The sequence below is a fragment of the Photobacterium kasasachensis genome, assembly GCF_050336885.1.
Classification (GTDB): domain Bacteria; phylum Pseudomonadota; class Gammaproteobacteria; order Enterobacterales; family Vibrionaceae; genus Photobacterium; species Photobacterium kasasachensis.
Map to the genome: position 1 here is coordinate 20,838 of NZ_JAKJSH010000017.1, position 24,963 is coordinate 45,800.

Genomic DNA, 24,963 nt, shown 5'->3' on the forward strand with positions numbered 1-24,963 from the left:
CCACACCTCTTTAGGTCAATTTTTGGTCTAGGTTATGCAACATGATGCCATAGCTCTTATCTGAAAAATTGGACACACATAACAAAGATAACAATGAGTTAGGAAAACCAACCAGAGTTTTTTTATTTTTCTCGATAGCCGCTCGTTGCTTTAGCGCTAATTTAAACTCTCGACAGGCTTGATCTTTAGAAAGATAACTAAACATCTCTTTACATGCTTCCCTAACAAAAGCGGGCTTTGCATCAGGGAGCTCTTCAAAGTTTCTTAATATTATATCGAATACTTCAGATTTATTTAAACAGTCAAAAACTAAGTCGTGATCTAAAGAATTAGTATGTATAGCTGAATTTTGAACATCACTAAAGGTATAACGCTCGGTCAAAATAACGATACCAATATCATTTGGTAGAATTGGTAATAGCTTATCCAATTTACTTTCAGGTATTACAACATTAACCACTTCAAACACCTGTTTATAAGTGTTTATTTGGTTAATTAATCGAGAAAACGAATCATATTCTGTTTTTATCTCGTATGCTGTAGAAGAACCATTAACAACAACACAATCAGCAATAACTTTACGTACTCTAAATTCTGTAAAGTATGATACGTTGGCTAAGCGATGCCGCCCCTTCACAATTTTCTCAGCTATTGCATTTTTGTATACATACTCATTTCGGTATTCACTAAGCAAATTCGAATATATAGAATCAAATGCATTCCTCAGCGTCTCGACCTCTTCACCAAGAGGAGCGAGAATTTCATCTCTAATTTTTTTATGACCGTCTTCTTGAGCCAACATTAACATCGACTTTCGCGAAAACAACCTCGAAACAAGTATCCTTTCAGAGATGTTCATGACGCATTCCGAATGAGCATTGCTGTTTTAACCTAAAAAAAGACATAGTGATTAGATCATAGCATCTAGTTTCTGCTTTTTCATAGACTTATGTTAAGGGTTTTTGCTCATTCTATCTTTAGTCAAATAGCGTTCAACCACTTTTTGACCGTCCTGAACGACAATCTACTGTAAACCACAACTGAGTACACCAAAAGTTAGGCATCGCCTGAAATCGCTGTTCATGACAAGCCTCATTAAGATCAGTGAAAAGGCGCGTTAAGGTGTGAACAACGCCACCACCTATCCTAAGCCATTACTACCTAAGCACGAACCCCAACCTTGAACTAAGAATGCTAAGCGTTGGGAAACACTCTTAAATGCTCTGTTATGTACGCTTCCAATTTGACAAGCGTTCTTTAGACTTTTTGACCACTTCTTGTGAAAATAACTCAGGGAATTTCAAAATTACTGCTTCGAAAGCAAATTCTTCTAAACCCATTTCAGCTAAAGATTTGTACCCTTGAGTAACATCTTCACGGTTTACCGCTCTCTCAACTGCATCTATTACACCACGACGCTCAATCATCTGCCAAGTTCTCGAGGCTCTAGTTTTTTTCCCATTACGATTTGAAAGAACTTCCTCGTAAGCATAAACCGCTTCGATAGCTAATCTTTCAGCTTCCGTCTCACAACCGTATTGTTCAGCCCGGATCGCCACTGCTCTCAATGTTGCTTGTTTTGCCAATTCACTTTCGCCAAGCCTTAGAGCATTAGATTTAAACTTCTCACACGACTCAACTGTCTTTAATTTCAGTACTCTTCCGTCCACAATTCAATTCCTAGTAGCCATTTACAAAGACAATAACAACAGGTCAACTTGCATTTCAATCTCACAACAAAAGCTCATACAAATTGTTAGATCAGAAACAAATAACGAATGACATGGACTCCCCCTCATCAGACTTTGCCACACTTGGTAAGTCTGAGTCTTATCACTGGAGGCCACCATGTCACAATCAATTTATGGCATTGATTTAGCCAAACATTCTTTCAGTATCCACGGCGAGGATCATCAAGGCAAGCTATTGATCCACAAAACAATAACTCGGTCTAAAGTCCTTTCGACCTTTGCCAATATCCCGCCAGCCATTGTCGGGATGGAAGCCTGTGGAGCCTCTCACTATTGAGCTCGAGAGCTCACTAAACTTGGGCATACCGTTAGGATAATGGCGTCAAAATATGTGGCGCCTTTCAGGACGGGGGCCAAAAATGACCTCAACGATGCCGTCGCTATCTGCGTGGCTGTCACCCGCCCTTCAACGCGCTTCGTTAAAATCAAATCACCTGACCAGCAAGCTATTTTGCTGCTACATCGAGCCCGTGATAACTGGGTTCATGAGCGAACAGCCTTACTTAACCAAATACGAGCAATGCTGGCCGAGTTTGGTATTATCGCCCCAAAGGGTCGTCATGCTATACAAAAAGCCATTCCCGAAGCACTTGAAGATGCTGAAAACCAACTGCCCGACTTAGCAAGAGCTATCCTCTCCGATAGTTACGAGCACTTACTCAATATCAATCACCGAATCGCTGACCAAGAACGCTGCTTTGATATGCTGGTATCTCGCAGTCATAATGCAAAGAAAATCATGAAAGTTGCTGGCATTGGCCCTATTACCGCCACCGCCGTCATAGCAAGTATCGGTAAAGGTGAGCAGTTCGACAAAGGGCGCGACTTTGCTGCTTGGCTCGGATTAGTGCCGTCACAATATTCAACCGGAGGGAAGCCTCGGCTCGGCCGAATAACCAAAAAAGGCGATAAGTACCTCAGGACATTATTGGTTCATGGTGCCAGGGCTGTTATCTCAGCCATCGGTAACAAGACTGACCGCTTGAGTTTATGGTGTAAAAGCTTGGTCGAACGGCGAGGCTTCAAACGGGCTATTGTGGCACTGGCAGCCAAGAATGCGCGGATAATCTGGTCGCTACTGAACAACGACACCGAGTACCAACCAATATAAAGACAAACTGTTTTCTTAAGGAATAAATAGCTTCACCGGGTCATTGCAATAGCCAATGATGATGTAAGGTTCAGACCTTTTGCGGGAAAACCTGATAATGCGGCGGGCAATAAAAATGCCTTCTAACGAATGAGGAACCGCAACCGCGTAGTGTCATCAGGGTCATGGCATCAAAAGCCAGTAAACAGACCGAATGTAGAGCGGCAGTCCCAAACCTTATATTACCTGACGCTGTTGTTGACAACCTGGGGAGTCCATGTAGCCGCATTAAGGTGTGAGCAACGCTACCACCTAACCTAAACATTGCACCGTAAACGCGAAACCCAACCTTGAACTGAAAATGCCACGTGTTGCGAATCACTATTAAACAGTTTGTTATGTCTTTATTATTCGAGATCTTGAACATGAATATCGATTTTTTCCGCCAAATCTCGGCAATTATTGATTAATTCATTAAGACTTTCTCTAGATATTAACACTGGAGAACCTTGCTTATCATATCCCGCTCTATGAACACAATCGTGCCTAACTACAACAGCTTTAAATAACCAAGATACATCACCAAAATCATAAGAAAGTACTTCTACATACATTGGTTTAACCTTTCGCATATCATGAAAGATAATATTTTTTAAATATGTGGCAACTGTTAATTTAATATTACTATGCTGAGCGTAAATTTCATTAACTGTAAACTTTCGACTCCCAAATTTCGGATCAGTTTCGATCAATTTTCTTGTTAATTTATCAGAATTTGTAACGCGATAAATAAATGTAGTTGCGAGGAAATGCTCTAACGCAGAAACAATATGAGCGTGTAGCATTACTAACAGGCTAAATTCCGCACTGTCAGTAATTTCTATTTTAAGTATCTCTGGTAGCTCTACCAACTGCTTATTAAACATTTCTAGTTGTTCTGAATGAATGACCTCCCATTCAAGTTCATCTTCCTCGGGATTATCCAACTCCCATGGAGATAGACTTACGTATGAACCTGACGTTAAACCATTTATTTTCTTCATAATTGAAGGATCGTTATCATCGCCGAATTGAACAATGTAACCATAAAGTAAACCATCGTTGCTGTAGTCCCCGTCGATCTCATAAACAATCTGATCTAATTCATCCGAAGTAATCCCTAAGAGGTTAGCTAATCGGTAATTCTTTTGCGCTTCAATATGGTCAAACCAATATTCTTTAGTACTACCCATTTTAATAACTCCTTTCATGGACATAGCGACTTGCTAAGTAGCAGCTAACACCACTACACTTAAGAAAAGCCACCGTAATCACTAAACTCAACCGAACCAAAAATGCCATAGGTTAGCTGTCCTGCTTGAGCAATTTGTTAGATGCGTCAGTCTAACTCAGTGGTGCTATCAACTAACACTTCTTCACCAGTCAAATCACCACTGCGAGATATCTTGACATTGAACCTTTTAAAAGAAGAGAAGAAGCCCTCGAATGACATGTTAACTCTAATCTTTCTTATTGAGTCGTCATTTTCATCTTCTAACAAAACTCCAACCCAAACCGGATTATCGTCCCCCAACGCAGAATCGCTTACGTACATTTCGACGCCAGTTAGGTGCTCGTAATCTTCAGCATGCCCTTCCTCTCTTAACCATTCGATGAGGCTATCGTTGTCAGCATCATCTGCGGCAGCTGTACCTAAGTGATCATCGTATTGAGTATTTGCAGTGAATATTTCTGCACACATTTTGATTCCTCTCTATTTTCTTGGATTTTAATTTCAATAAACATTGGCTATGTATTCTCAATTACATCTGGTGATAAATATACTTTTTGCTTGAGCATCTAACGCCTGCAATAAGGTATACCCCACCGAACCAGCAAAGCGCACCGAGTTTTATACCAAAACCGCCGAGTGTAACGCATCACCTTGATTGCCTTGTTAGGAATTTAGTCTTGATGAAATCTGCTCTACCTCTGAATTATTTTGCAATTTAAAGTCACTTATCATGGTCTTCAAATTAGAAAATTTTGGTTTTTTCTTATTCTTAGTAATTAACCCATTGATTTTTTTTGTGTCTGTATACTGAAAATCATAGCCAAACGTGTTAATAAACATCAACAAGACTAAGTGCAAACACTCTAAGCGAAACCACCTGAGCCGCTGTTCATTTGGGTTTATTCCAGATAAAAAGTTCACCATCTTATCAACATTAATTTCTCTGTTTTCTACCTTATTTTTAAACTCATCAAAAGAAATTACACCATTTTCTAAGGAAATTTGACTAACAAATGATTGAAAATCGTTCTTAAAGAAATGATCCGTGTCACGACTATAGTCGTATTCAAAGCCTCTAAACAACGATGCGTCACACATTAATTGTGAAAATAGTTTGAGAAACTTTACAAAATCAAGGTCTTTCTCTTCTGCTATTGTTGAATCTAAATAGATCATTTCCTTTTCTACTTTATTACACCAAGAGAAGAATACTAGTAGCCTATATGAAAAAGAGTATAGATAATATTGAGAATCAATTTCTTTGTTATTTTTAACATGCCATCCTTCCGAATAGTTCTCGTTGAAGTTCCACATTCTATGATTTAATGCTTCAGCGGAATCAATAATATTAATTTTGTTTTTCGATATAACTTCTTTGATTTTTTTTCGTTGTTCATGTTCATGTGTTTTATTTAGCTTTTCCACATGAGAATTTGCTTCAATTTTAGCTTTTAGTTTTTCTAACTCCACATTGTTTTTATTTTTAATATCTTCAGTAATGGTAACTAGTTCTTGCTGATGCTTGAACTTTTCAGTCTCCATTAATCTATTTGCCCACACCTTTCCTAACCAAGATGACAAACCAAATATAATTGCACCTGCACTTCCGACAGAACTGACTATTACAGCAGATACGCTAAATAACTCTTGTAAACTCATAACGATCCTCTTCAAATGCCTAATATTATATTCTACGAACTCTGTTCATATATCTTCCTTAGGTCCAAGATAACCGCAGAAGATTAACATTCAGCGTTCGCAAATCTCACCACCCGCTGACTACTGCCACACATATTCCCCAACCGAATATTTAAGTATGAAACCATATGAAAACTAAGGTGTAAACAGGTTGTCAGTCATTAGTGCCCAGAAAATCTGACAGTTTGTCGGCATATAACTCATAAGCCTTAAGCTGGTCCTCTAACCAATCATGCTTGTTGTAAACGGCCAGTACGCCGCCCAGCTCGTGGCCTAGCATTTTCTCTACTACGTGTGGCATTACACCCAGCTCAGAGGCGCCTGTAGACAATGAACGCCTGAAATCGTGCGTTCGCCAATGCTCTAGTGGCAGGCTCTCGCGTATGCGGCGTATATAGCGGTTTGCAGCAGCAATGCTAATTGGAGTGTTGACGTCTTGCCCTGGGAACAACACGTCGTCATATGTCGCCATAACGCGTTCTAAAATAGATCTAACTTTGGTGGGGATCGGCCTTCGAATGGGCTTGTTGGTTTTGCTGAGCTCTTTGGGCACGGTCCAAATGCCCGCTTTCATGTCGAAGTGGGAACGGCGGGCAAGGCGCAGCTCTGATAGCCGGTTGCCCCATAGCATGGTGAGTTGGTGAAGGGTTTTATTGGCAGTACTAGCCCTGCTGCGTTCTATGGCTAACCAGATTTGGGCAAGTTCAGACCAGGTAGGAACACGGCTTCCGTTTTCTGGCCGCATACCGACATTCTGTTTTTTGATTCGGTCCAGGTCGGTTCTTTCAATAATGAATTTGCTTTTGCAGAAGTTGAGGCAGGCGCGGAGCGTGGTGAAGATGGAATTGGCAGTTTTGGGCTTTTCAGCGCTATATACCCAAGCTACTCCTAGGTGCAGAATTCAGAGTGAGTCCAGCGTGCTCAGTTCAAGGAAAATAACGTTAGGAATGGCGCTCCCTTTCAATGTTATTTGACACAGAAATAGGTGCGCTGGCTCACTCCCATAGGGCGAGTTTACTTGGCTTCTATGCGTTGTTACCGATTATTAATTTAGAAACACTAGATTTTCAAATCGGTGCCTAGCCTATAAGCCAAGTAATTCTCGCTGAAACTAGCACCTAGGAGTAGTTTGGGTATAGCCTCTAGCCATTGCATCCATTCTCGGGCGGGTATGGTTTCGACGTTTCTGTCGGGGAAGGTGCCAAGGAAGTAGTTATTGGCAAAGGATCGGTAAAGTGCTTGTATCCCCTTCTTCAAGGTGGGGACAAAGTGTTTCAGCCAGTAGTTCACGCAGTCGTCTAAAGTGACGAAATCTTGTTCACCACTACCACCAACCCCATTCGCAATCTCGGGATTTCGGCCTGATTCCCTCAATTCCATCATGATTTTATGTTTCCGCCTTGCCTCTTTCAGGCTAGTTGCGGGATACTTACCAATCTTGACTCTAAGGTTTGTACCGTTGAATCGGCAGCGATACTGAAAGGTGATAACCGCAGAAGATGTGATGCGAGCTATGAGGCCTTCACCATCGTTTAATTCTGATGGACCATCATAGGTTTCTTGCTTGGAAATCAGTTTAAGTTGTCGATCGAGTATGCTCATACTAACACCTTGTTTTCGTTCCCTGAATGGACACTAGTTTTGGACGCACGGCGCAAAATTTTGGACGCAGATTTGGACGCAAATGCAAATCCCAAACCTAACTGTGCAAGAATTAACTACTGTATGTATGAACAGTATAGCATTGAAAAGCCATTGTTAGAACAAGCACTTAATACGAATGCAATGGTTTCTGGAAAACACTATGAACAATACAAATGAGCCAACTTTGTTTTGGCTAGATTATGAAACTTTTGGCGCTACCCCTTCGACTGATCGTCCGTGTCAGTTTGCGGGTGTGCGTACCGATATGGATCTCAACATTATCGGTGAGCCGCTGGTTATTTACTGCAAACCGCCGGTGGACTATCTGCCAACGCCTGAAGCGTGCCTGATTACTGGGATCACGCCTCAGGAAGCGCATGAGAAGGGTTTATCGGAGCCGGAGTTTATTGCCCGTATTCACGCCGAGCTTTCGAAGCCGAATACCTGTGTGATTGGTTATAACAACGTTCGCTTCGATGACGAGGTTACCCGTTATACCCTTTACCGTAACTTCTACGACCCGTACGCATGGGCGTGGAAAAGCGGTAACTCGCGCTGGGATCTGCTCGACATCATGCGTACTTGCTATGCATTAAGACCGGAAGGGATCAACTGGCCGGATAACGAAGATGGCCTGCCAAGCTTTAAGCTTGAACACTTATCCGTTGCCAACGGTATCGAACACGCCAATGCCCACGATGCGATGGCTGATGTCTACGCGACAATTGAGCTGGCGAAGATCTTAAAGCAAAACCAGCCTAAGCTATTTAACTACCTATTCAGCCTGCGTCACAAGCGCAAGCTGCAGGAGCTGGTTGATATTGTTGAAATGACGCCGCTGGTGCATGTCTCCGGTATGTTTGGTGTCGAGTGCGGCAATACCAGCTGGATTGTGCCAATGGCCTGGCATCCGGATAACAAGAATGCTGTGATCACGGTTAACCTAGCAATGGATCCTACCCCGTTGATCGAGCTTGATGCCGATACGTTGCGTGAAAGGCTGTACACGAAGCGCATTGACCTTGGCCCTGATGAGTTGCCAGTTCCGCTTAAGCTGGTGCATCTAAACAAGTGTCCGGTTCTGGCGCCTGCCAAAACGCTCAAGGCCGAGGATGCAGATCGGATCGGAATCGACCGCCAGAAGTGTCTGGAGAACTTGCAGCTATTAAAGTCTCACCCTGAAATTCGTGAGAAACTGCTGGCTATCTACAGCGTTGAACGTGAATATGAAGCCAACACCAATGTCGATGCCATGCTGTACGATGGTTTCTTCTCTAATGCTGATCGCTCAACGATCGACATTATCCGTGAAACAGCACCGGAAGAGCTGGCGAATCTCGAGCTGAATGTCGACGACAAACGCATCAAGCCATTGCTGTTCCGTTACCGTGCCAGAAACTTCCCGATGACGCTGGACTACAAAGAACAGCAGCAATGGAAGCACCATTGTCAGGATTACTTTGAATCCAATCTGCCTGCCTATATGGAAAACCTCGAGGCAACTGCCATGACTCACCAGGCGGATGAAGCCAAAATGGCGATACTCAAAGCRGTGTATGAATATGTAGACAGCCTCGTATAACAATGCAGTGATTATGTAAGCCGTTACACTTTGCTGTTTAGCTGGCTAACTCACCGTAATACCTTGTTATTTTATCTAAGCCCTCCGGCTTGCAAAGCCGGAGGGCTTTTTATTAAGACATTATCCCATTTTCGAGATTTGAACTTAGTGCGATTGCCATCAACACTTATAACGAAGGTATCTGAACGAAAGTCAGATTTTACTCATTCAGCCTTGCAGTCTGAGTCCAAGTTTTTTTGATCAGACGAAATCGCCATTAAGCGCACCTGCGCTGCAATGGAGATTACGTCGCAAGTATCGAATTTAGTATTCATTGGTATTTAAGTGGTTGATATGACGACTAAAGCATTAACGCGTTGCTATCGCTTTGAAAGTGTGGATTTTGAGCCCGATCTGCGTCTGTTGGTATGGCAAGACAACACCGAAACCGTGCTCACGGTCCATGAGTCTCGCCTGTTGGAAACCCTGTGCTATTTCGCCGGTGAGGTGATCAGTGCCCAGTCGCTGTTTGATAAGACATTCACTCAGGTCGATCCCTACAGCCACGAAAGCAACAGCCACTATGATCTAAATACTCTATTGATCTCGCTGACAAAAAAGCTCGAATACAATGGCGAGATGTCCATTCCGATTGAAGTTATTCCTCACTTTGGCTTTCGCGTTCCCCTCCCAGACAAAACATGCCGTCTTGTCCATACCTTTGATAAACAACCGAGACTTCCTGCCGAAAGTAACCAGGAACCAAAGCTAGAGTCAGCCACCGAGCACATTGTTAAATACAGCCTATTGCATAAGATTTCAGTGCTGTTACTAGCTGCTGCCGGGGTTGCGATTGTGGTTGTTTCAAACTTCTAGCAACCGGTATTTTTGCGTTCAAATTTTTTGTGGCTTAGATCACATTTGTTTTGTATGATGAATGAGTCTCTTCGTTAGGAATCAAGGCTCATGGCATATCTCCGTTCCTTTTCTGTCATTCTCATTTGTCTGTTTATCGGCAAGGCGATACAGCACCTTACCCAGCTGGCTATTCCCGGTAGCATCATCGGCATGTTGCTTCTATTCATCGTGCTCTCAATGGGGCTCATCCCTTCCAGTTGGGCAAAAGAAGGCTGCCATCTGCTCATTCGCCACATGGCATTGCTCTTCGTTCCTGTTGGCGTCGGCCTGATGAACTATCTTGATTTACTCTCCGCAAACACCTTACCGATTTTACTCAGCACCATTGGCAGCAGCCTGATTGTTTTTCTGGTTATTGGCGTGGCGACTCACTACAAGGAAAAATGATGATCTGGTTGGCTACAACATTAATTGTTTTCTATATTGCCCGGTATATTTCAAAGTACATTCAGCACCCTATCGTCAACCCACTTTTGATCTGCCTGCTTGTCATTATTCCTCTGCTGGTATGGTTGAACGTGCCATATGAGACCTATTTCGAACAAAACAAATGGCTAAACGCGCTGCTTGAGCCTGCTGTCGTCGCATTGGCGTTTCCCCTCTATGAACAGCTGTCCCAAATCAGACAAAAATGGAAAGTCATCTTCACCGCGTGTCTGGCTGGCAGTGTTCTGTCGATGCTAACCGGAGCCGGCATCGCTTTGTCGCTTGGTGCCGATCCTCAGCTAACGGCAAGCATTTTGCCTAAATCTGTTACTACACCTATCGCAATGGCGGTTTCTGAACAGATTGGCGGTGTTCCGGCAATTGCGGCCATCATGGTGATTATTGCGGGTTTGTTCGGCGCGGTATTGGGTTACCCGCTATTTCGGTTAGTGGGGATTGAAGCCCCTATCGCAAAAGGACTAACCATGGGGACGGTATCTCATGCCCTTGGAACGGCAAAAGCGGCGGAAGAAAACTATCAGGATGGCGCATTCAGTTCACTGGCGCTTGTTATCTGCGGTGTAATGACATCTATCCTTGCACCGGCTATTTTTCCACTAATCTTAAAGTTATTCAGCTAAGACATTAGTATTCACAATATATGCAGGTAATCGAATACATCGTTAACTTATTGATAAATAAAGGCGCGAAAATTAAAATCTGTGTGACACCACTCTCATTTATGTAATGCGTGTAACGGCGATTAGGTATCTGTGACAAAGATCACACATGAAATTAATCACTGCGCCTACAATGTTTCTCCATACACAATACGGAGTAACACTCATGCATACTAAAGTGATGGATGCTTTAGGCACTTTACCCTCTGATCTGGCGACTGCAATTAAGCCTGTTTTAGAAGATGCAAACTTTGATGCAACTTTGAGCCCAGAAGTATTCGAACAGCTGCTCGCTAAGACACAGATGACGGACAGTGAACTGCGTGTTGCTCTGCTTCCTCTTGCTGCAGCCTATTCCGTTGCTCCGATTTCCAACTTCTTCGTCGGTGCTATTGTGCGCGGTGAATCTGGTCGCCTTTACTTTGGCGCTAACATGGAATTCGTCGGTGCTTCTCTGTCGCAAACCATTCACGCCGAACAGTCTGCAATCAGCCATGCCTGGGTGAAGGGTGAAAGAGGAATTTCCGATATCACCATTAACTACAGCCCTTGCGGCCACTGTCGCCAGTTCATGAACGAGCTGACTACAGCACAGAGCCTGGTTGTCCAGCTACCTGAACGCGCAGCGAAAAAGCTTCAGGAATACTTGCCTGAGTCATTCGGTCCTGCTGATCTGAACATTACTGATGCCCTGTTGGCGAGCGTTGACCATGGTTTGAAAACCGATGCGACCGAAGCACTGATTAAAGAAGCATGTGCGGCAGCCAACGGCTCTCACGCGCCATACACCAAGAACTTCAGTGGTGTTGCACTAAAAGCCAAAGACGGTAAAACCTTCATTGGTAAGTATGCCGAGAACGCAGCGTTCAACCCAAGCCTGCCACCGCTTCAGGTTGCACTGGTTAACATGAACATGGCTGGCTACCCGCTTTCAGACATTGAAGAAGCGGCACTGGTAGAAAAATCAGACAGCACTATCAGCCACCTGGCAGATACCCAAAACACCTTGGAAGCGCTGAACCCAGATGTACCTCTTACTTATGTAGCGGCTTAACAGTAGCGCAGCATAATCTGACTATTTAAAAACCGCCGAATGGCGGTTTTTCTTTTTAAATCAGTTTCATCCTCTCTTATGCAGGGGTATGATGCCGTAAGATTTTATTACCTGTACTGATAATATTACCCATGTCTCATCACCACAATCCGCTCCAGGGCGCCAGCTGGATGCTAACCGCAGGGCTTGCATTTGCTATCGTCAACAGCCTGGCTCAATACCTGAGTGTCATGCTTCACCTGCCCTCAACCACTGTTGCACTTATTCAATATTTCATTGCCCTTATCGCTATCTTCCCTTGGTTAAGAAGCCTGGGTCTAAGGCAGGCACTGCAAACCAAACACTTTGGCATGCACTGTTTACGTGTGTTCCTTTCAGTAATTGGTATTCAGCTCTGGCTGTGGGCACTCGCCTATCCGGTGCCTATCTGGCAGGGTATTGCGCTGCTTATGACCTCACCATTGTTTGCCACTATCGGGTCTGGGTTGTTCCTGAAAGAGAAAGTCGGTATTGCACGCTGGGCGGCAACATTGGCAGGTTTTGTTGGTGCGATGATCATTCTTGAGCCATGGGCCGACTCGTTCAGTTGGGCAGCATTACTGCCTGTTGGTGCTGCATTCTTCTGGGCCTGCTATTCACTGATGGTGAAAAAGATGTCTGTCGATGACTCGCCAACGACGATGGTTGTCTACCTGCTGATTCTGATCACGCCATTCAACCTGTTTCTTGCGGTGCCGGACTTCACTATGCCTGCAAGCGGGCTGACATGGGTACTGCTTGCCGGAGCCGGATTGCTGACAGCATTGGCACAATGGTCGATTGCCAAAGCCTACGCGGTTGCCGATGCCTCATTCGTTCAGCCGTTTGACCATGCCAAGCTTCCTTTGAACGTACTGGCTGGCTGGGTTGTCTTTGGCTGGGTACCGCCGGGCCGTCTATGGCTTGGCGCTGCCATTATTATCGCTTCCGTCGCCTTTATCACCCAGTGGGAAAATAAAAAGGCAACCGTTAAAAGCGAAGCAGCCTAACCCATCACTTCTCCCCAAAATCCCCGCCTGCCGGGGATTTTCTTTTTCTTGCTAGCCAATTAGAACAACTGCTCATTATTACGAAGAAACTGAGTGAGTTACGGTATCTCTTCTATACTTTTCAATCGTACGGAGAAATTTGTTACTCAGAGGAACCTGATATGAAGCAACTTGGTTTAGCGTCTCTTTTCATTAGCCTTTTTTCTTTGCTCTTCTCAATCACGGTACGCGCAGAATCATTCATCACCATTGGTACTGGTGGCGTTACAGGTGTGTATTATCCAACTGGCGGTGCGATTTGCCGTCTGGTCAACAAAGACCGTGACGCTCACGGCATCCGTTGCTCGGTAGAAAGTACCGGCGGGTCAATTTATAACATCAATACAATTCGGGCTGGTGAGCTTGATCTGGGGATCGCCCAGTCAGACTGGCAATACCACGCCTATAATGGAACCAGCAAATTTGCCGACAAAGGCCCTTTCAAATCACTTCGTGCGGTTTTTTCTATTCACCCTGAACCCTTTACCGTTGTCGCCAGAGCCGACTCTGGCATTAAGACCTTCACAGACTTAAAGGGGAAACGCGTTAACATCGGCAATCCGGGCTCCGGCCAGCGAGGAACGATGGAAGTACTGATGAAAGCCCTTGGCTGGACGAATAAAGACTTCGCGCTGGTTTCCGAGTTGAAGGCATCCGAGCAATCTAAAGCCCTTTGTGACAACAAAATCGATGCGATGATCTATACCGTTGGCCACCCTAGCGGTGCGATCAAGGAAGCCACTACATCCTGTGACAGCGTGATTGTCGAGGTGGCAGGGCCTGTGGTCGACAAACTGATTGCCGAGAATGACTTTTATCGTGTCGCAACAGTACCCGGTGGGATGTACAAAGGCTCAGCCAGCGACGTGAAAACCTTTGGTGTCGGTGCCACGTTTGTTTCATCGGCCCAAACAGACAAAGCGTTGATCTATCAGGTCGTCAAATCCGTGTTTACCAACTTTGATACCTTCCGCAAACTTCACCCAGCCTTTGCCAATCTGAAGAAAGAAGAAATGGTTAAAGATGGCTTGTCTGCGCCGCTTCATGATGGTGCCAAACAGTACTACCAGGAAGCAAAACTCATAAAATAGAGTTAATAGGGTTAGCAATAGAACAACGCTTGTGACAGCGTCACAGAATGCGACTTACACACCACAAGCATTCCCGGCACAAGCAATACAAATGACAAAAGGCTGGAGTATCCAGCCTTTTTAGTTTGCAACTAACTCAAATCCACTTAGAAGCGATAGCGAACGCCCAGTGCGCCTTCTAGCTCCAGATCAACGTCTTCTACGACATACAGTGTCGGGCCAACTTCACCGTAGAGTTCAAACTGGCTTACCGGCACCTGGAATCCTACTCCTGAACGCACACCCAGTTTGTCATACTTGTTATCGACGTACTGAGCACCAACGAAGGTGTACATGCTATTTAGATCAGGGTCATTGACGAGTGAACCTAAGTTAAACGTCTTGTCTACCGCTACACCAAAATCATCCAGGCCAAGAGAAAATCGAAGATCGTTCGTCTTGTACTGAATACCACTCATCGGGCTACCAAAAAACACCCCGACGCTTTGTGAAGCGTGTGCTGAAACGGAAAGAGCAAGCGCCAAGCCTAGTAAAACTTTTTTCATCGTAATCATACTGTCGGTAACGAATAATGGGCCTACGTTAACCAAAAACCCCCTAAGACTCGATAGCCCCGCAGTAATCATGACAAAACTTTTACAAAGAAACCTCTAAGTATAGCCTTGGAACAACAAGGCAAAAACCAAGCAAAAACAAACAACGCAAACGATTGCGTGATGATTAAATTCCTGTATGATCGCGCTCAGTATCAATACTTATCGTAAGGAAATTCGATGTTAGGTTCAGCGACTCGCACAGATGCAACCCGTGTTCTACTGCTAGGATCCGGCGAACTAGGAAAAGAAGTTGCAATTGAATGTCAGCGTTTAGGTCTTGAAGTTATCGCTGTTGATCGCTACGCCAATGCCCCGGCGATGCAGGTTGCCCATCGCAGCCATGTTATCGATATGCTCGATAGCAAAGCGCTCAAACAAGTTATTGCCAAGGAACAGCCTCACTATGTGGTGCCGGAAATCGAAGCAATTGCCACCGATACGCTGGTTGAGCTAGAAGCCGATGGGCTGAATGTTGTACCAACTGCCAATGCGACCAAGCTTACTATGAACCGTGAGGGCATTCGTCGCCTTGCGGCAGAAACATTGGCTATTCCAACCTCCCCTTATGAATTTTCAGATCAGTATGATGATTTCGCCGCATCAGTTGAGCGCATCGGTACACCTTGTGTCGTCAAGCCAATCATGAGCTCTTCCGGCAAGGGACAGAGCGTGATCAAAACACCGGCAGACATCGAATCAGCCTGGCACTATGCACAGGAAGGCGGACGTGCAGGAGCCGGACGTGTCATCGTCGAAGGCTTTGTCGAGTTTGATTACGAAATTACCTTGCTGACCGTTCGTGCCATTGATGGCGTGCATTTCTGCGATCCTATCGGTCACCGTCAGGAAGACGGCGACTACCGCGAGTCTTGGCAGCCACAGCAAATGTCAGCTGACGCTCTTAAGGCCGCTCAGGAAGTTGCCGAAAAAGTAGTGAACGCACTGGGTGGCTATGGTTTATTTGGTGTTGAGCTATTCGTCAAAGGGGATGAGGTTCTGTTCAGCGAAGTCTCCCCTCGCCCGCATGACACCGGCATGGTCACCCTGATCTCTCAGGATCAATCTGAGTTCGCCCTGCATGTTCGCGCTTTCCTTGGCTTGCCGATTCACGCTATCACCCACTACGGCCCGTCAGCATCGGCTGTTGTGTTGTCTGAAGGTGTTTCCGACAACATCCGGTTTGATGACCTGGCAACTGCACTGGCCCGTCCGCAAACGCAGGTTCGCCTGTTTGCCAAGCCAGAAATTAACGGTCGCCGTCGTTTAGGCGTTGCCCTGACTCGCCGAGACACTACAGATCAGGCAATCAGCGACGCGGTTGAAACAGCTTCGGATATCAAAGTCGTTTTTTAACAAAAATACAAATACGCCAAGCATGAAAAAAGGAGCCACTGGCTCCTTTTTGTTTTTGTTTACGGGTATAGCTTGGCTAACTACAGCTCGATCAGCCACACTTCTTCTGCAAAACGTGACAGTCCACGCTGACGGCGTGGGTGTGATTCATCGGCATCGTCGCGATCAAGGTGGGTGATCTTACAACCAGCGAACAGCTGCTCAACTTCATCTTTGGTGACACTGAACGGAGGGCCATCCATTTCTGGCTGCGGATAATCCAGAGTAACCAGCAAAATACGTCCACCAGCCTTCACCATCGAAAGCAAGTGCTCCGTATACATTTTGCGCATGTTCTCAGGCATCGCAATCAATGCCGCACGATCATAAACCACATCGACAGGCTCAACACGAGTGGCAAAAAAGTCGCCACAATGAATGGTAATTTCATCGAACTCATAGAGCGTCTGACCATTACCTATCGATGTCACCATCGGCGTATAAAAGTGCTCGGAGAAAAACGCCCGTACCGCAATATCACTGAGCTCAATACCGACAACATTATCATGTTTTTCAGCCAGCCAGGCCAAATCAACTGATTTACCGCACATAGGCACCAACACGGTATCGGTACGTGTCGTGTTTAGCCTAGGCCAATACTTCGTTAGTACTGGATTAATGTCACTTAAATGAAAACCGATACGGTTCTCCGCCCAGCGGCTATGCCAAAATTCTGCATCCATCTTATTAGAATCTCTTAACTGACTTTACTTACGTTTGTATTTATCTCTATGGCCGCTATCTGACCATAGTTTGTTGCTCTGATCCAGCATTCGGTACGCCCTCAGCTAACCGGAAACACTGCCACCGCCCATAAACGCCTCAGGCGCCTTCTGAGCGCCTCAAACGAATCACAACAACAATGCGCACAAAACACCACCAAATCGCTCTATAATCAATCACAGGCACAAATAAAGCTATTATCAATAAGTATTACGGAAAGTGTTCGTTTCTCAGCGTTCAGATGCAAAAAAGGATGCCGAAGCATCCTTTTCTACTAATCTGGCTTAGACTGCGCTAGGCGAGATTATAAATTTGTTCTTCAATTTTTCTTTTATGAGAGTCATTGAACAAACGATACAAACCGGACAATTAGGAAATTCTGAACAGCTTGATCGAATCACGGCGTACAGTTACACCGCGGAAAGTCACAGGCTCAAGCAACGTCATTAGCTGCTTAGAGACAAAGAACTTACCACCGTAGCTGCGATCGCCACCACGGTTTACCCAATCTGCAAATTCATCTGCCAAGTTGAACATAGAGTTTCCGACAAGCAGAACTAGGACTTTAGCGACTTCACTGTCATTCTGTTTATTAAACTCCGCGTCACGAACTTTCTTACGGTATTCGTCGACAATTCTTTCAAGGCACTCAAATCTGCTCATATACACCACCACAAAAAAAGAGGAGCGGATACTACTGCTCAAACCCAATGAAATCAACCCATGCATGGTGATTTAGTGCGATAAAAGCCATAATTTTTTCATGTTCATAACAACATTCAGCATTCTTGTCATATAAATCACGATTTAGATCATGTTTTCGGCGTATAGTTGTAGGTATATTATAAATATATGTTTAGTGCATCTCAGTAAGATTTATGCTGTAGAGAAACCATTATGACTCAAGCAGACCAAACAATTATTCTATTCGGAAGCCTTCAAACCGAATATAAAACCATCGAGGCAATGGTTAAAATCTACTGTAAAGATCACCACAACACCGCCGGGATTTGTGAAGAATGTGAGGATTTTCTCCAGTATGCCCATACGCGGCTGGATAGATGCCCGTATGGCGAAGAAAAGCCAACATGCCGTCTCTGCCCTATCCATTGTTACAAAACCGACTATAGACAGTTGTCACGGGAAATCATGCGCTATTCAGGACCGAGAATGTTATTGAAGCATCCTGTGTTAGCCATACGTCACCTTATCGCGGAAAAACGACCGATCCCTGACAAACCGGCAGCCAATGCATCCAACCGACACAAGCGAAAGCAAGCAGAAAAAACAGAGAATCACTAACCCAAATACAAGCCGCAATAACACTATTAGCCAAGACGAGTTAGAGTGATGTCTTGGCTACATTCTTGGCCTAATTACGATAGTAATCAACAACCAGCAGTTTTGATGGTTCAGGCTCTCCGGAAACATCCAATGTAAATGTATTCTCATCGACCATCACTACAGATGAGCCCAGCTTGCCAGTTACGCTGACACCCTCAATTTTTTCGAAAACCCGGGACTCGCTGTAGTGCATGTTGACGGTGATGTTAGCCTGCTGGTTGGCCGTGACATCGAATTGACAGATCCCGGTTTGGCAATACACATCAAGCTGATTAAGGTTGGTAACCTGCACATTCTCGACATTCTTAACGGGGGTAACCGTTAGCTTCAACTCCTCGCCGCAGCCCGTCAGCGCCAAGGCAGACAACATAAAACCAGACATGTACATACCAATTGCAAAAGCTCTCTTCACTTTCATCTCCTGATATAAGGAACAAATGACTCGCCTATCCAAATCATATCGCGTTTTTATGTGCTTCATTCTAAATAATTATTGCTCAACTGCGCTACAACAGACTTCAAGTCACTCTCAATCAATAAACCATTTCACTAGTGAGGTTATTGCAGTTTCGGGACATTTTCTCCTTTTTACCCGGCCTAAACTAAGTCTGTTTTATTAGGCATCAGTTTTATTAGGTATCACATAGAAACATTCAGCGGGTACTCCTATGGGCAATATCCAAACAACGATTAGTTGGCTTACTCAGTATTATCAAAATAATCAGCGAAACAAGCTGGTATCACCACACCTAATGACGGGCGCAATAGTTATCTGTTGCCTGTTCATCCTTAGTTCGTTTAATTCCCATGCCACATCAGATATGCAAAAGTGGCTGAAACCTCACAAGCCAGAAACTCAGCAGCAGATAGAACAGCAAATGCCATTCTATCCGTCGCGAGCAACAACGAATGGCAAGCAACTCACCCCAGATATGTTCGAAAACCCTGAAATCTGTAAAGGCTGTCACAATGAGATTTACCAGCAGTGGGAACGTTCTGTGATGGCAAACTCGTGGGAGGATCCTATCTACAAAGCGTTATTCAGGCGAGCCAGCAAAGCCACAGATGGACAAGTTGATAATTTCTGTATTGCCTGTCATAGCCCAATCGGAATGACCAGCATGCAGGCAACGGCAGAAATGCTTGATAGCGATGAACACCTTCCCGGCGTCAACTGCGAGGTATGCCATAACATTGTAGGCATCAGCGGTAATGATAACGGCGCCTACATCCTCTCTCCCAACAAAGAGAAGCACGTGAAGTTAGGGCCGCGCACCGATGCGGTATCGCCTTATCATAAGACCGAGTTCTCCGATCTTCATACCAAATCGGAATTTTGTTCGGTCTGCCATAACGTCTCTCACCCTTTCAATAGTACGCCCATCGAGCGCACCTACGACGAATGGCAAGAAAGTGCGTACAACGAAAAAGGTATTCACTGTCAGGACTGCCACATGACACCTGGGCCTGGCATTAAAGACAACCCAGGCCGCTCTGCCATTATGGGCAAAGAACGCGATCACATTTATTCTCATGAATTTACCGGCGGTAACTCTACTCTGCATCAGTATTTTGGAAATCCCGACAGCGCCGAGCTTGCTCGCGAAATGCTTCGCTCCGCTGCAACTATCGAGTTTATCGAACTCCCTGAGTCACTCACTCCCGGCCAGTTGGCGACCATCAAGGTCAAAGTGGCCAATGTCGGTGCCGGGCACAAATTGCCTACCGGCTTTCCTGAAGGACGAGAAGTGTGGGTAGATTTCGATGCCAAAGCTGAAAACCAGGTTTCAATCTATCGTTCTGGGGCCATCGTAGACGGACACACCGAAGCAGGAACACAAAACTTTAAAGTCACTCTAGGCGATGCCAACGGCAATGTGGTGGATCTCAATGTCTGGGAAGTGGACCGAATACTGTCGGACACTCGAATTCTGCCTAACGGATACTCGGTCGTTGACTACACCTTCCTTGTTCCGGAAGAAGTGACAGGCGATATCACCCTTAATGCCAACCTGAAGTACTGGCCATTCCCGCAGAAACTGGTCGATGAGTTACTCGGGAAAGGAAAACTGAAAGTCGATATCGTCGACATGACATCAACCAAAGCCACCATATCGGTTGAGGCTAAGGACACCAATAGTGCAGTAGCAATGAATCAGTAACTTAATCTGGGCTGAAAACACAAACGCCAGCCCAATGGCTGGCGTTTGAAGCTTATTACCGGGTATTAGTGATCAGTCGCAACATCATTGCCTGAGGCCTGCTGCTCCAACTCTTCACCCTTACGGATCAGTTTCGCAATCACTTTAGACAACAGCAAGGTTACAAATGCCATCACTACAGCAAGAATCGCTAGATTATAGAAGTAGCTGGTATACACGCCTTCAATGATCTCTTGAGTCAACACCTGATCTTTCGGCAGTGCAATCCTTGTCGAGATCACAGCCGCCAGAATGCCACTGAGCGACAGCGCAACAGAGCGTAGACCAATAGCAAACGCCGACAGGTAACGTGGCACCATCTCAAAGATGAAACCGACACCTAGCGCGCCAACAATCAGTTCAGCCAGCGACTGGAAGAAATGAACCCAAAGGATCCAGTCTGCTGAGATCTTGCCATCATCTCCGACAAAGTGGGTAGAAAGACCCAACAGAGCAAAAGCCATGGCACTAAATACAAAGGCAGCCGCGAACTTGGTTGGAATTGTTGGTGAAAACCCTTTTCTCTCCAGCCAAGCATAAATGTAAATCACAGGCGCACCCAGAATGAAGCACCATAGCGGGTTGAACGCCGCATTAGATTCCGGACGGATTGGAATGAAGCCCAGTAGCTGATCGCCCATCAAATTTATCGCATAGATGTTCATTGAAGTGAGCATCTGGCCATAATAGAAATAGAAAACAATCAGAATAAAGATAGTGATCAGAACGCCACACATCTTGTATTTGTAGGCTGCGGTTGCACGGGTAATTTCATAAATGAAATACAAGATCGCACACGCACCCAGGGCGTACAGTAGGTATTTACCAGCATCCAGATTTGAGAACACCCAGAATACCAAGCCTAGCATTGCCGCCGAGCCTACTACGAAACAAACCCATGTTTTAAGGTCAACCGGACGACGGTCAATATCGTTGCCCACCGCCGCAAATTGCTTACGGAAGATAACGAACAGCACCAGTGTCAGCGACATTAAGCCGGATGCAATATAGAAGTTACCTTGATAGGCAAGGAAGGCAACCAAAAACGGGAACAGATACTTGGATGAGAACGACCCCAGGTTATTGATTGAATAGTTAACCGTTAAACCCTGCTGGAATGATTCACGGTTAGTTTCCGAGTAAGAGTTCCCGAGCAAGACGGTTGGGCTGGTTGCCGAAAGGCCACGGGCATAACCAATTAAAGCTATGGAGAAAATACTCAGAGGAACATTCAGATCGCTGGCCCCTAACCCAAGGAGGAAAAAGCCGATGGTGTAAGTCGTATAACCAATGTAGACCGCCCTGAACGAGCCAATATATCTGTCAGCAACAAAACCGCCGACAGCTGAAAAGACCGGTCCCACGGCACCAAAAGCACCCATCATCATGATGGTATCTGCTTCACTGTAATTTAACTCTTCAAGAAAAAACTTTGTTAGTAGTACATAAGTTCCGTAAAAAGCCGCACCCCACAAAAATTGACGTAGGATTAAAACTCTAGCCATAAACGGAAATCTAGCGTTTGCATCTTGCATCCTAAACTCCTTTAATATTATACGCTGCGAAAAGTAGCATAATGCAAGATATCGTTTCATGATCGAAACGTTGTTATTAGATTAATGGCATATCGGATATGCGCTTTCTTGCATTTATGAGATCTTGATATGAAAAGTGTCAATAGCGGATGAAAGGCTTAGGAAACAAATGACACATATCGCAAAGAAAGGATACTCAAAGGGAATCTGACACCAGGCAAGGCTGGATAGTGCCAATAGAAAGCGCCAGCCTTCTGGCTGGCGCTCGACCTATTTAAACGTCGTTATTAATGATCAGTTGCAATATCTTTCCCAGCTTCCTGTTGTTCCAATTCCTCACCTTTGCGGATCAGTTTGGCGATCACTTTAGACAGGCCCAAGGTGACAACGGCCATTACAACCGCAAGAATAGCCAGGTTATAGAAATAACTGGCATAGACACCCTCGATAATTTCAGGCGTCAACACCTGATCCTTGGGCAAGGCAATCTTGGTCGATATCACCGCCGCGACGATGCCACTCAATGACAGCGCTACAGCACGAAGCCCCATCGAGAACGCAGACAAGTAGCGCGGTACCATTTCAAAAATGAAGCCGGCGCCCAGCGCACCCACAATCAGCTCGGCAAACGACTGGAAGAAGTTCACCCATAAAATCCAGTCGGCAGAGATTTTTCCGTCTTCGCCGACAAAGCTGGTCGATAGACCCAATAGCGCAAATGCAATTGCAGTCAGACCGAATGCAGCCACAAACTTGGTCGGAATTGTTGGTGAAAACCCTTTTCTCTCCAACCAGTCATAAAGAAAAATAACCGGTCCACCCAATACAAAACACCAGAGCGGGTTAAACGCGACGTTTGATTCAGGTCTAATTGGAATGAAGCCCAATAGCTGATCACCCATTAGGTTAATGGCGTAGATGTTCATCGACGTCAGCATTTGGCCATAGTAGAAGTAGAACACCATGAAAACAAAAATCATGATGAGTACGCAGCACATCTTATAACGATAGGCGACAGTTGCGCGTGTTATCTCATAGATGAAATACAAGATAACTACGACACCTAGCGAATACAGAAAGTATTTGCCGACTTCCAGGTTATCGAAGATAAAGTACACCAAGCGAAGCATGATCGCCGAGCCGATAATGAAACCAGCCCACACCTTCATGCTAACGGGACGTTTGTCTAAATCGTTACCGGCAACAACAAATCGTTTTCTGAAAGTAAAAAATAAAACCAGCGTTAACATCATCAGGAATGATGAAATAAAGAAGTTACCCTGATAGGCAAGATACGCAACCATAAACGGGAATAAATATTGCGATAAAAATGAGCCCAGGTTGTTTATCGAATAGTTAATGGTTAGACCCTGCTGGAACGACTCTCGATTCGTCGCCGAATAGGAGTTACCAAACAGCACTGTCGGACAAGTTGCTGACAGCCCTCGGGCATAGCCAATTAAAGCAATGGCGAAAATACTCATCGGAATATTGAGTTGGGAAGCGCCAAGGCCAAGCGTAAAGAAGCCGATTGTATAAGCGGTATAACCGATATACACCGCCCGGAATGCACCAATATATCGGTCGGCGACAAAACCGCCGACAGCTGAGAATACAGGGCCAACCGCACCAAATGCCCCCAGCATCATAATCGTGTCGGCTTCACTATAATTTAGCTCAACCAGAAAGAATTTCGTTAATAAGACATACGTACCATAGAAAGCGGCTCCCCAAAGGAATTGCCTAAGGATTAATATCCTGGCCGTAAGAGGAAACCTAGCGTTTGCATCTTGCATATAATACTCCTTCAACATTATGCACCACAAAAGCTAACACAATGTGAAACATAATTTCATGATCAGATCTCAATATTAAACAAATGGCACATCACTATTGCACTTTCATTTGTAATTGAGATCTAGATACGAAATTGCTGGTTTCGGAGCATGTTTAAGGAGCACAAGCTCGATAGACTAGGCTGTTTAATCTATTTCGCGATGTTTGTTCAAGCTGCTTTCCGAATAGCTTTTTTAAATTTTGACTTAACTGATCGCCAATGAGTCATAGGAACCGTCGGTGCACGGTCGAGCAGATGTTGGAACTCTTGCTCGGATGGATAAACTTCACCACCATGAGCGAGAATAATGGATGAAGGCGCTAAATCGATAACCTTCTTTATCGAGTTTCGGTATCGATTAGGATAGAAGACAGGAAACGGGGGAATAAAACGGCCTTTCACTTTGACCATCAGATCGGCGACATAGATACAATTTGTGGGCAAATGATGCAATGACAAATCCCGATCGGTATGGCCCTGAGTAAAAAGCGCCACCCATTCCGGGAAACCAGGCAACGGCTCGCCGTCATCCAACCTGTAATCAGGCTCTAACCTACACGAGTACCATATATTACGGCGGGGCTTCCTCATTCGTTTGGCTACCCACTTTGCCAGTAACATATCAGTAAAGTGCATTAGCCTCCCGTCAATACCGGCATACCACTGACCCGGCACATTCGCGGCTGCAATTTTACAGCCCGTTAAATCACGCAGTGTGTTGGCAGCTCCAGCATGATCCGGATGCATATGCGTAACAACAACCAGTTTTAAATCACTAAATGGCCGATGCAGTTTTCCGACAATAAAATGTTTGATCTGGTGTATATCAGCACGGCTACACCCATCAAGTAACAACAACTTGTCTTGATACTCAGCCAAATATATCGACTGAATGTAGCCTTCCAGTTTATGTAGTCTCATATGCGCTGTGTTTTCATCCTTGAAAATAAATCGCTCAATTAAACCAGTATGGTTCAACTCATCCGACCATTCAAGAATATCGGCACTCTTCATTGTCTGTACTTACAGTAGGAACTTCATCAAATTCAATCTACTATAAATTTAGCTGGATAATTTCAAGG

24 protein-coding genes and 1 pseudogene are annotated in these 24,963 nt (G+C 45.0%); 11 read left to right on the top strand and 14 right to left on the bottom strand.

Going from position 1 to position 24,963, the window contains the following annotated elements; all coding sequences use genetic code 11:
* Positions 1 to 10: 10 nt before the first annotated feature.
* Both L4D19_RS21655 and L4D19_RS21660 read right to left on the bottom strand, forming a co-directional pair.
* A complete protein-coding gene (locus L4D19_RS21655; protein WP_428454203.1) occupies positions 11 to 859 on the bottom strand; it encodes a sce7726 family protein in 849 nt (282 codons plus the stop codon).
* Between the two features lie 367 nt (positions 860 to 1,226).
* A complete protein-coding gene (locus L4D19_RS21660; protein WP_428454204.1) occupies positions 1,227 to 1,670 on the bottom strand; it encodes a hypothetical protein in 444 nt (147 codons plus the stop codon).
* Positions 1,671 to 1,848: 178 nt separating this feature from the next.
* Here L4D19_RS21660 and L4D19_RS21665 point away from each other — a divergent pair.
* Positions 1,849 to 2,862 (top strand): annotated as a pseudogene (locus L4D19_RS21665) (IS110 family RNA-guided transposase).
* 386 nt (positions 2,863 to 3,248) lie between these two features.
* Here L4D19_RS21665 and L4D19_RS21670 read toward each other — a convergent pair.
* The 5 genes from L4D19_RS21670 to L4D19_RS21690 form a co-directional block, all read right to left on the bottom strand.
* Entirely contained in the window at positions 3,249 to 4,073 is an 825-nt protein-coding gene (locus L4D19_RS21670) for a hypothetical protein (protein WP_428454205.1), read from the bottom strand.
* Between the two features lie 146 nt (positions 4,074 to 4,219).
* Entirely contained in the window at positions 4,220 to 4,582 is a 363-nt protein-coding gene (locus L4D19_RS21675) for a hypothetical protein (RefSeq protein WP_428454206.1), read from the bottom strand.
* A 195-nt stretch (positions 4,583 to 4,777) separates the two neighbouring features.
* A complete protein-coding gene (locus L4D19_RS21680) occupies positions 4,778 to 5,773 on the bottom strand; it encodes a hypothetical protein (protein ID WP_428454207.1) in 996 nt (331 codons plus the stop codon).
* Positions 5,774 to 5,966: 193 nt separating this feature from the next.
* Positions 5,967 to 6,557, bottom strand: a complete 591-nt coding sequence (locus tag L4D19_RS21685) for a tyrosine-type recombinase/integrase (RefSeq protein ID WP_428454208.1) — start codon at positions 6,555 to 6,557, stop codon at positions 5,967 to 5,969.
* A gap of 314 nt (positions 6,558 to 6,871) precedes the next feature.
* Positions 6,872 to 7,414, bottom strand: coding sequence for an Arm DNA-binding domain-containing protein (locus tag L4D19_RS21690; protein ID WP_428454209.1), 543 nt, complete (start codon positions 7,412 to 7,414; stop codon positions 6,872 to 6,874).
* A 202-nt stretch (positions 7,415 to 7,616) separates the two neighbouring features.
* On the opposite strand from L4D19_RS21690, the gene sbcB reads away from it, so the two are divergent.
* The 7 genes from sbcB to L4D19_RS21725 all read left to right on the top strand — a co-directional run bounded on the left by sbcB (position 7,617) and on the right by L4D19_RS21725 (position 14,253).
* The gene (gene sbcB / locus L4D19_RS21695; protein WP_428454210.1) at positions 7,617 to 9,038 is read left to right on the top strand and encodes an exodeoxyribonuclease I; all 1,422 of its coding nucleotides are present in this window, start codon (positions 7,617 to 7,619) and stop codon (positions 9,036 to 9,038) included.
* A 333-nt stretch (positions 9,039 to 9,371) separates the two neighbouring features.
* Complete coding sequence (locus L4D19_RS21700; protein WP_428454211.1) at positions 9,372 to 9,893, top strand: winged helix-turn-helix domain-containing protein; 522 nt, start codon at positions 9,372 to 9,374, stop codon at positions 9,891 to 9,893.
* Positions 9,894 to 9,983: 90 nt separating this feature from the next.
* Complete coding sequence (locus tag L4D19_RS21705) at positions 9,984 to 10,322, top strand: CidA/LrgA family protein (RefSeq protein ID WP_160655010.1); 339 nt, start codon at positions 9,984 to 9,986, stop codon at positions 10,320 to 10,322.
* A gap of 2 nt (positions 10,323 to 10,324) precedes the next feature.
* Positions 10,325 to 11,002, top strand: a complete 678-nt coding sequence (locus L4D19_RS21710) for a CidB/LrgB family autolysis modulator (protein ID WP_428454293.1) — start codon at positions 10,325 to 10,327, stop codon at positions 11,000 to 11,002.
* Between the two features lie 205 nt (positions 11,003 to 11,207).
* On the top strand, positions 11,208 to 12,095 hold the full coding sequence (cdd, locus tag L4D19_RS21715; RefSeq protein WP_428454212.1) for a cytidine deaminase: 888 nt from the start codon (positions 11,208 to 11,210) through the stop codon (positions 12,093 to 12,095).
* Between the two features lie 131 nt (positions 12,096 to 12,226).
* The gene (locus L4D19_RS21720) at positions 12,227 to 13,123 is read left to right on the top strand and encodes a DMT family transporter (protein ID WP_428454213.1); all 897 of its coding nucleotides are present in this window, start codon (positions 12,227 to 12,229) and stop codon (positions 13,121 to 13,123) included.
* Positions 13,124 to 13,284: 161 nt separating this feature from the next.
* On the top strand, positions 13,285 to 14,253 hold the full coding sequence (locus tag L4D19_RS21725; RefSeq protein ID WP_428454214.1) for a TAXI family TRAP transporter solute-binding subunit: 969 nt from the start codon (positions 13,285 to 13,287) through the stop codon (positions 14,251 to 14,253).
* A gap of 146 nt (positions 14,254 to 14,399) precedes the next feature.
* Here the strand turns inward: L4D19_RS21725 and L4D19_RS21730 are convergent, their stop codons facing one another.
* Complete coding sequence (locus L4D19_RS21730; protein ID WP_428454215.1) at positions 14,400 to 14,798, bottom strand: hypothetical protein; 399 nt, start codon at positions 14,796 to 14,798, stop codon at positions 14,400 to 14,402.
* 228 nt (positions 14,799 to 15,026) lie between these two features.
* On the opposite strand from L4D19_RS21730, the gene purT reads away from it, so the two are divergent.
* Complete coding sequence (gene purT, locus L4D19_RS21735; RefSeq protein ID WP_428454216.1) at positions 15,027 to 16,202, top strand: formate-dependent phosphoribosylglycinamide formyltransferase; 1,176 nt, start codon at positions 15,027 to 15,029, stop codon at positions 16,200 to 16,202.
* Positions 16,203 to 16,282: 80 nt separating this feature from the next.
* Here purT and L4D19_RS21740 read toward each other — a convergent pair whose 3' ends face one another.
* Together L4D19_RS21740 and L4D19_RS21745 are read right to left on the bottom strand one after the other, a co-directional pair.
* Entirely contained in the window at positions 16,283 to 16,924 is a 642-nt protein-coding gene (locus tag L4D19_RS21740) for a thiopurine S-methyltransferase (protein ID WP_428454217.1), read from the bottom strand.
* 409 nt (positions 16,925 to 17,333) lie between these two features.
* The gene (locus L4D19_RS21745; RefSeq protein WP_036826689.1) at positions 17,334 to 17,627 is read right to left on the bottom strand and encodes a hypothetical protein; all 294 of its coding nucleotides are present in this window, start codon (positions 17,625 to 17,627) and stop codon (positions 17,334 to 17,336) included.
* Positions 17,628 to 17,861: 234 nt separating this feature from the next.
* On the opposite strand from L4D19_RS21745, the gene L4D19_RS21750 reads away from it, so the two are divergent.
* Positions 17,862 to 18,266 (top strand): nitrous oxide-stimulated promoter family protein, encoded by a 405-nt coding sequence (locus L4D19_RS21750; RefSeq protein ID WP_428454218.1) that lies wholly within the window; start codon positions 17,862 to 17,864, stop codon positions 18,264 to 18,266.
* Between the two features lie 70 nt (positions 18,267 to 18,336).
* Here the strand turns inward: L4D19_RS21750 and L4D19_RS21755 are convergent, their stop codons facing one another.
* On the bottom strand, positions 18,337 to 18,720 hold the full coding sequence (locus L4D19_RS21755; protein ID WP_428454219.1) for a spore gernimation protein: 384 nt from the start codon (positions 18,718 to 18,720) through the stop codon (positions 18,337 to 18,339).
* A 256-nt stretch (positions 18,721 to 18,976) separates the two neighbouring features.
* Between L4D19_RS21755 and L4D19_RS21760 the strand changes: the two genes are divergently transcribed.
* Complete coding sequence (locus tag L4D19_RS21760; RefSeq protein WP_428454220.1) at positions 18,977 to 20,470, top strand: multiheme c-type cytochrome; 1,494 nt, start codon at positions 18,977 to 18,979, stop codon at positions 20,468 to 20,470.
* Positions 20,471 to 20,535: 65 nt separating this feature from the next.
* On the opposite strand, the gene L4D19_RS21765 is transcribed toward L4D19_RS21760, so the two are convergent.
* The 3 genes from L4D19_RS21765 to L4D19_RS21775 all read right to left on the bottom strand — a co-directional run bounded on the left by L4D19_RS21765 (position 20,536) and on the right by L4D19_RS21775 (position 24,802).
* Positions 20,536 to 22,044: a peptide MFS transporter gene (locus tag L4D19_RS21765; RefSeq protein ID WP_428454221.1), complete on the bottom strand. Its 1,509-nt coding sequence runs from the start codon at positions 22,042 to 22,044 to the stop codon at positions 20,536 to 20,538.
* A gap of 287 nt (positions 22,045 to 22,331) precedes the next feature.
* A complete protein-coding gene (locus L4D19_RS21770; RefSeq protein ID WP_428454222.1) occupies positions 22,332 to 23,840 on the bottom strand; it encodes a peptide MFS transporter in 1,509 nt (502 codons plus the stop codon).
* Between the two features lie 209 nt (positions 23,841 to 24,049).
* On the bottom strand, positions 24,050 to 24,802 hold the full coding sequence (locus tag L4D19_RS21775) for an MBL fold metallo-hydrolase (RefSeq protein ID WP_428454294.1): 753 nt from the start codon (positions 24,800 to 24,802) through the stop codon (positions 24,050 to 24,052).
* Positions 24,803 to 24,963 lie beyond the last annotated feature (161 nt).

Bases quoted from the DNA above. Each gene is read 5' to 3' on its own strand.
- L4D19_RS21655 (WP_428454203.1), bottom strand. From the start codon at position 859: ATGAACATCTCTGAAAGGATACTTGTTTCGAGGTTGTTTTCGCGAAAG.
- L4D19_RS21670 (WP_428454205.1), bottom strand. From the start codon at position 4,073: ATGGGTAGTACTAAAGAATATTGGTTTGACCATATTGAAGCGCAAAAG.
- L4D19_RS21675 (WP_428454206.1), bottom strand. From the start codon at position 4,582: ATGTGTGCAGAAATATTCACTGCAAATACTCAATACGATGATCACTTA.
- L4D19_RS21680 (WP_428454207.1), bottom strand. From the start codon at position 5,773: ATGAGTTTACAAGAGTTATTTAGCGTATCTGCTGTAATAGTCAGTTCT.
- L4D19_RS21685 (WP_428454208.1), bottom strand. From the start codon at position 6,557: ATGCGGCCAGAAAACGGAAGCCGTGTTCCTACCTGGTCTGAACTTGCC.
- L4D19_RS21690 (WP_428454209.1), bottom strand. From the start codon at position 7,414: ATGAGCATACTCGATCGACAACTTAAACTGATTTCCAAGCAAGAAACC.
- L4D19_RS21700 (WP_428454211.1), top strand. From the start codon at position 9,372: ATGACGACTAAAGCATTAACGCGTTGCTATCGCTTTGAAAGTGTGGAT.
- L4D19_RS21705 (WP_160655010.1), top strand. From the start codon at position 9,984: ATGGCATATCTCCGTTCCTTTTCTGTCATTCTCATTTGTCTGTTTATC.
- cdd (WP_428454212.1), top strand. From the start codon at position 11,208: ATGCATACTAAAGTGATGGATGCTTTAGGCACTTTACCCTCTGATCTG.
- L4D19_RS21720 (WP_428454213.1), top strand. From the start codon at position 12,227: ATGTCTCATCACCACAATCCGCTCCAGGGCGCCAGCTGGATGCTAACC.
- L4D19_RS21725 (WP_428454214.1), top strand. From the start codon at position 13,285: ATGAAGCAACTTGGTTTAGCGTCTCTTTTCATTAGCCTTTTTTCTTTG.
- L4D19_RS21730 (WP_428454215.1), bottom strand. From the start codon at position 14,798: ATGAAAAAAGTTTTACTAGGCTTGGCGCTTGCTCTTTCCGTTTCAGCA.
- purT (WP_428454216.1), top strand. From the start codon at position 15,027: ATGTTAGGTTCAGCGACTCGCACAGATGCAACCCGTGTTCTACTGCTA.
- L4D19_RS21740 (WP_428454217.1), bottom strand. From the start codon at position 16,924: ATGGATGCAGAATTTTGGCATAGCCGCTGGGCGGAGAACCGTATCGGT.
- L4D19_RS21745 (WP_036826689.1), bottom strand. From the start codon at position 17,627: ATGAGCAGATTTGAGTGCCTTGAAAGAATTGTCGACGAATACCGTAAG.
- L4D19_RS21750 (WP_428454218.1), top strand. From the start codon at position 17,862: ATGACTCAAGCAGACCAAACAATTATTCTATTCGGAAGCCTTCAAACC.
- L4D19_RS21760 (WP_428454220.1), top strand. From the start codon at position 18,977: ATGGGCAATATCCAAACAACGATTAGTTGGCTTACTCAGTATTATCAA.
- L4D19_RS21765 (WP_428454221.1), bottom strand. From the start codon at position 22,044: ATGCAAGATGCAAACGCTAGATTTCCGTTTATGGCTAGAGTTTTAATC.
- L4D19_RS21770 (WP_428454222.1), bottom strand. From the start codon at position 23,840: ATGCAAGATGCAAACGCTAGGTTTCCTCTTACGGCCAGGATATTAATC.
- L4D19_RS21775 (WP_428454294.1), bottom strand. From the start codon at position 24,802: ATGAGACTACATAAACTGGAAGGCTACATTCAGTCGATATATTTGGCT.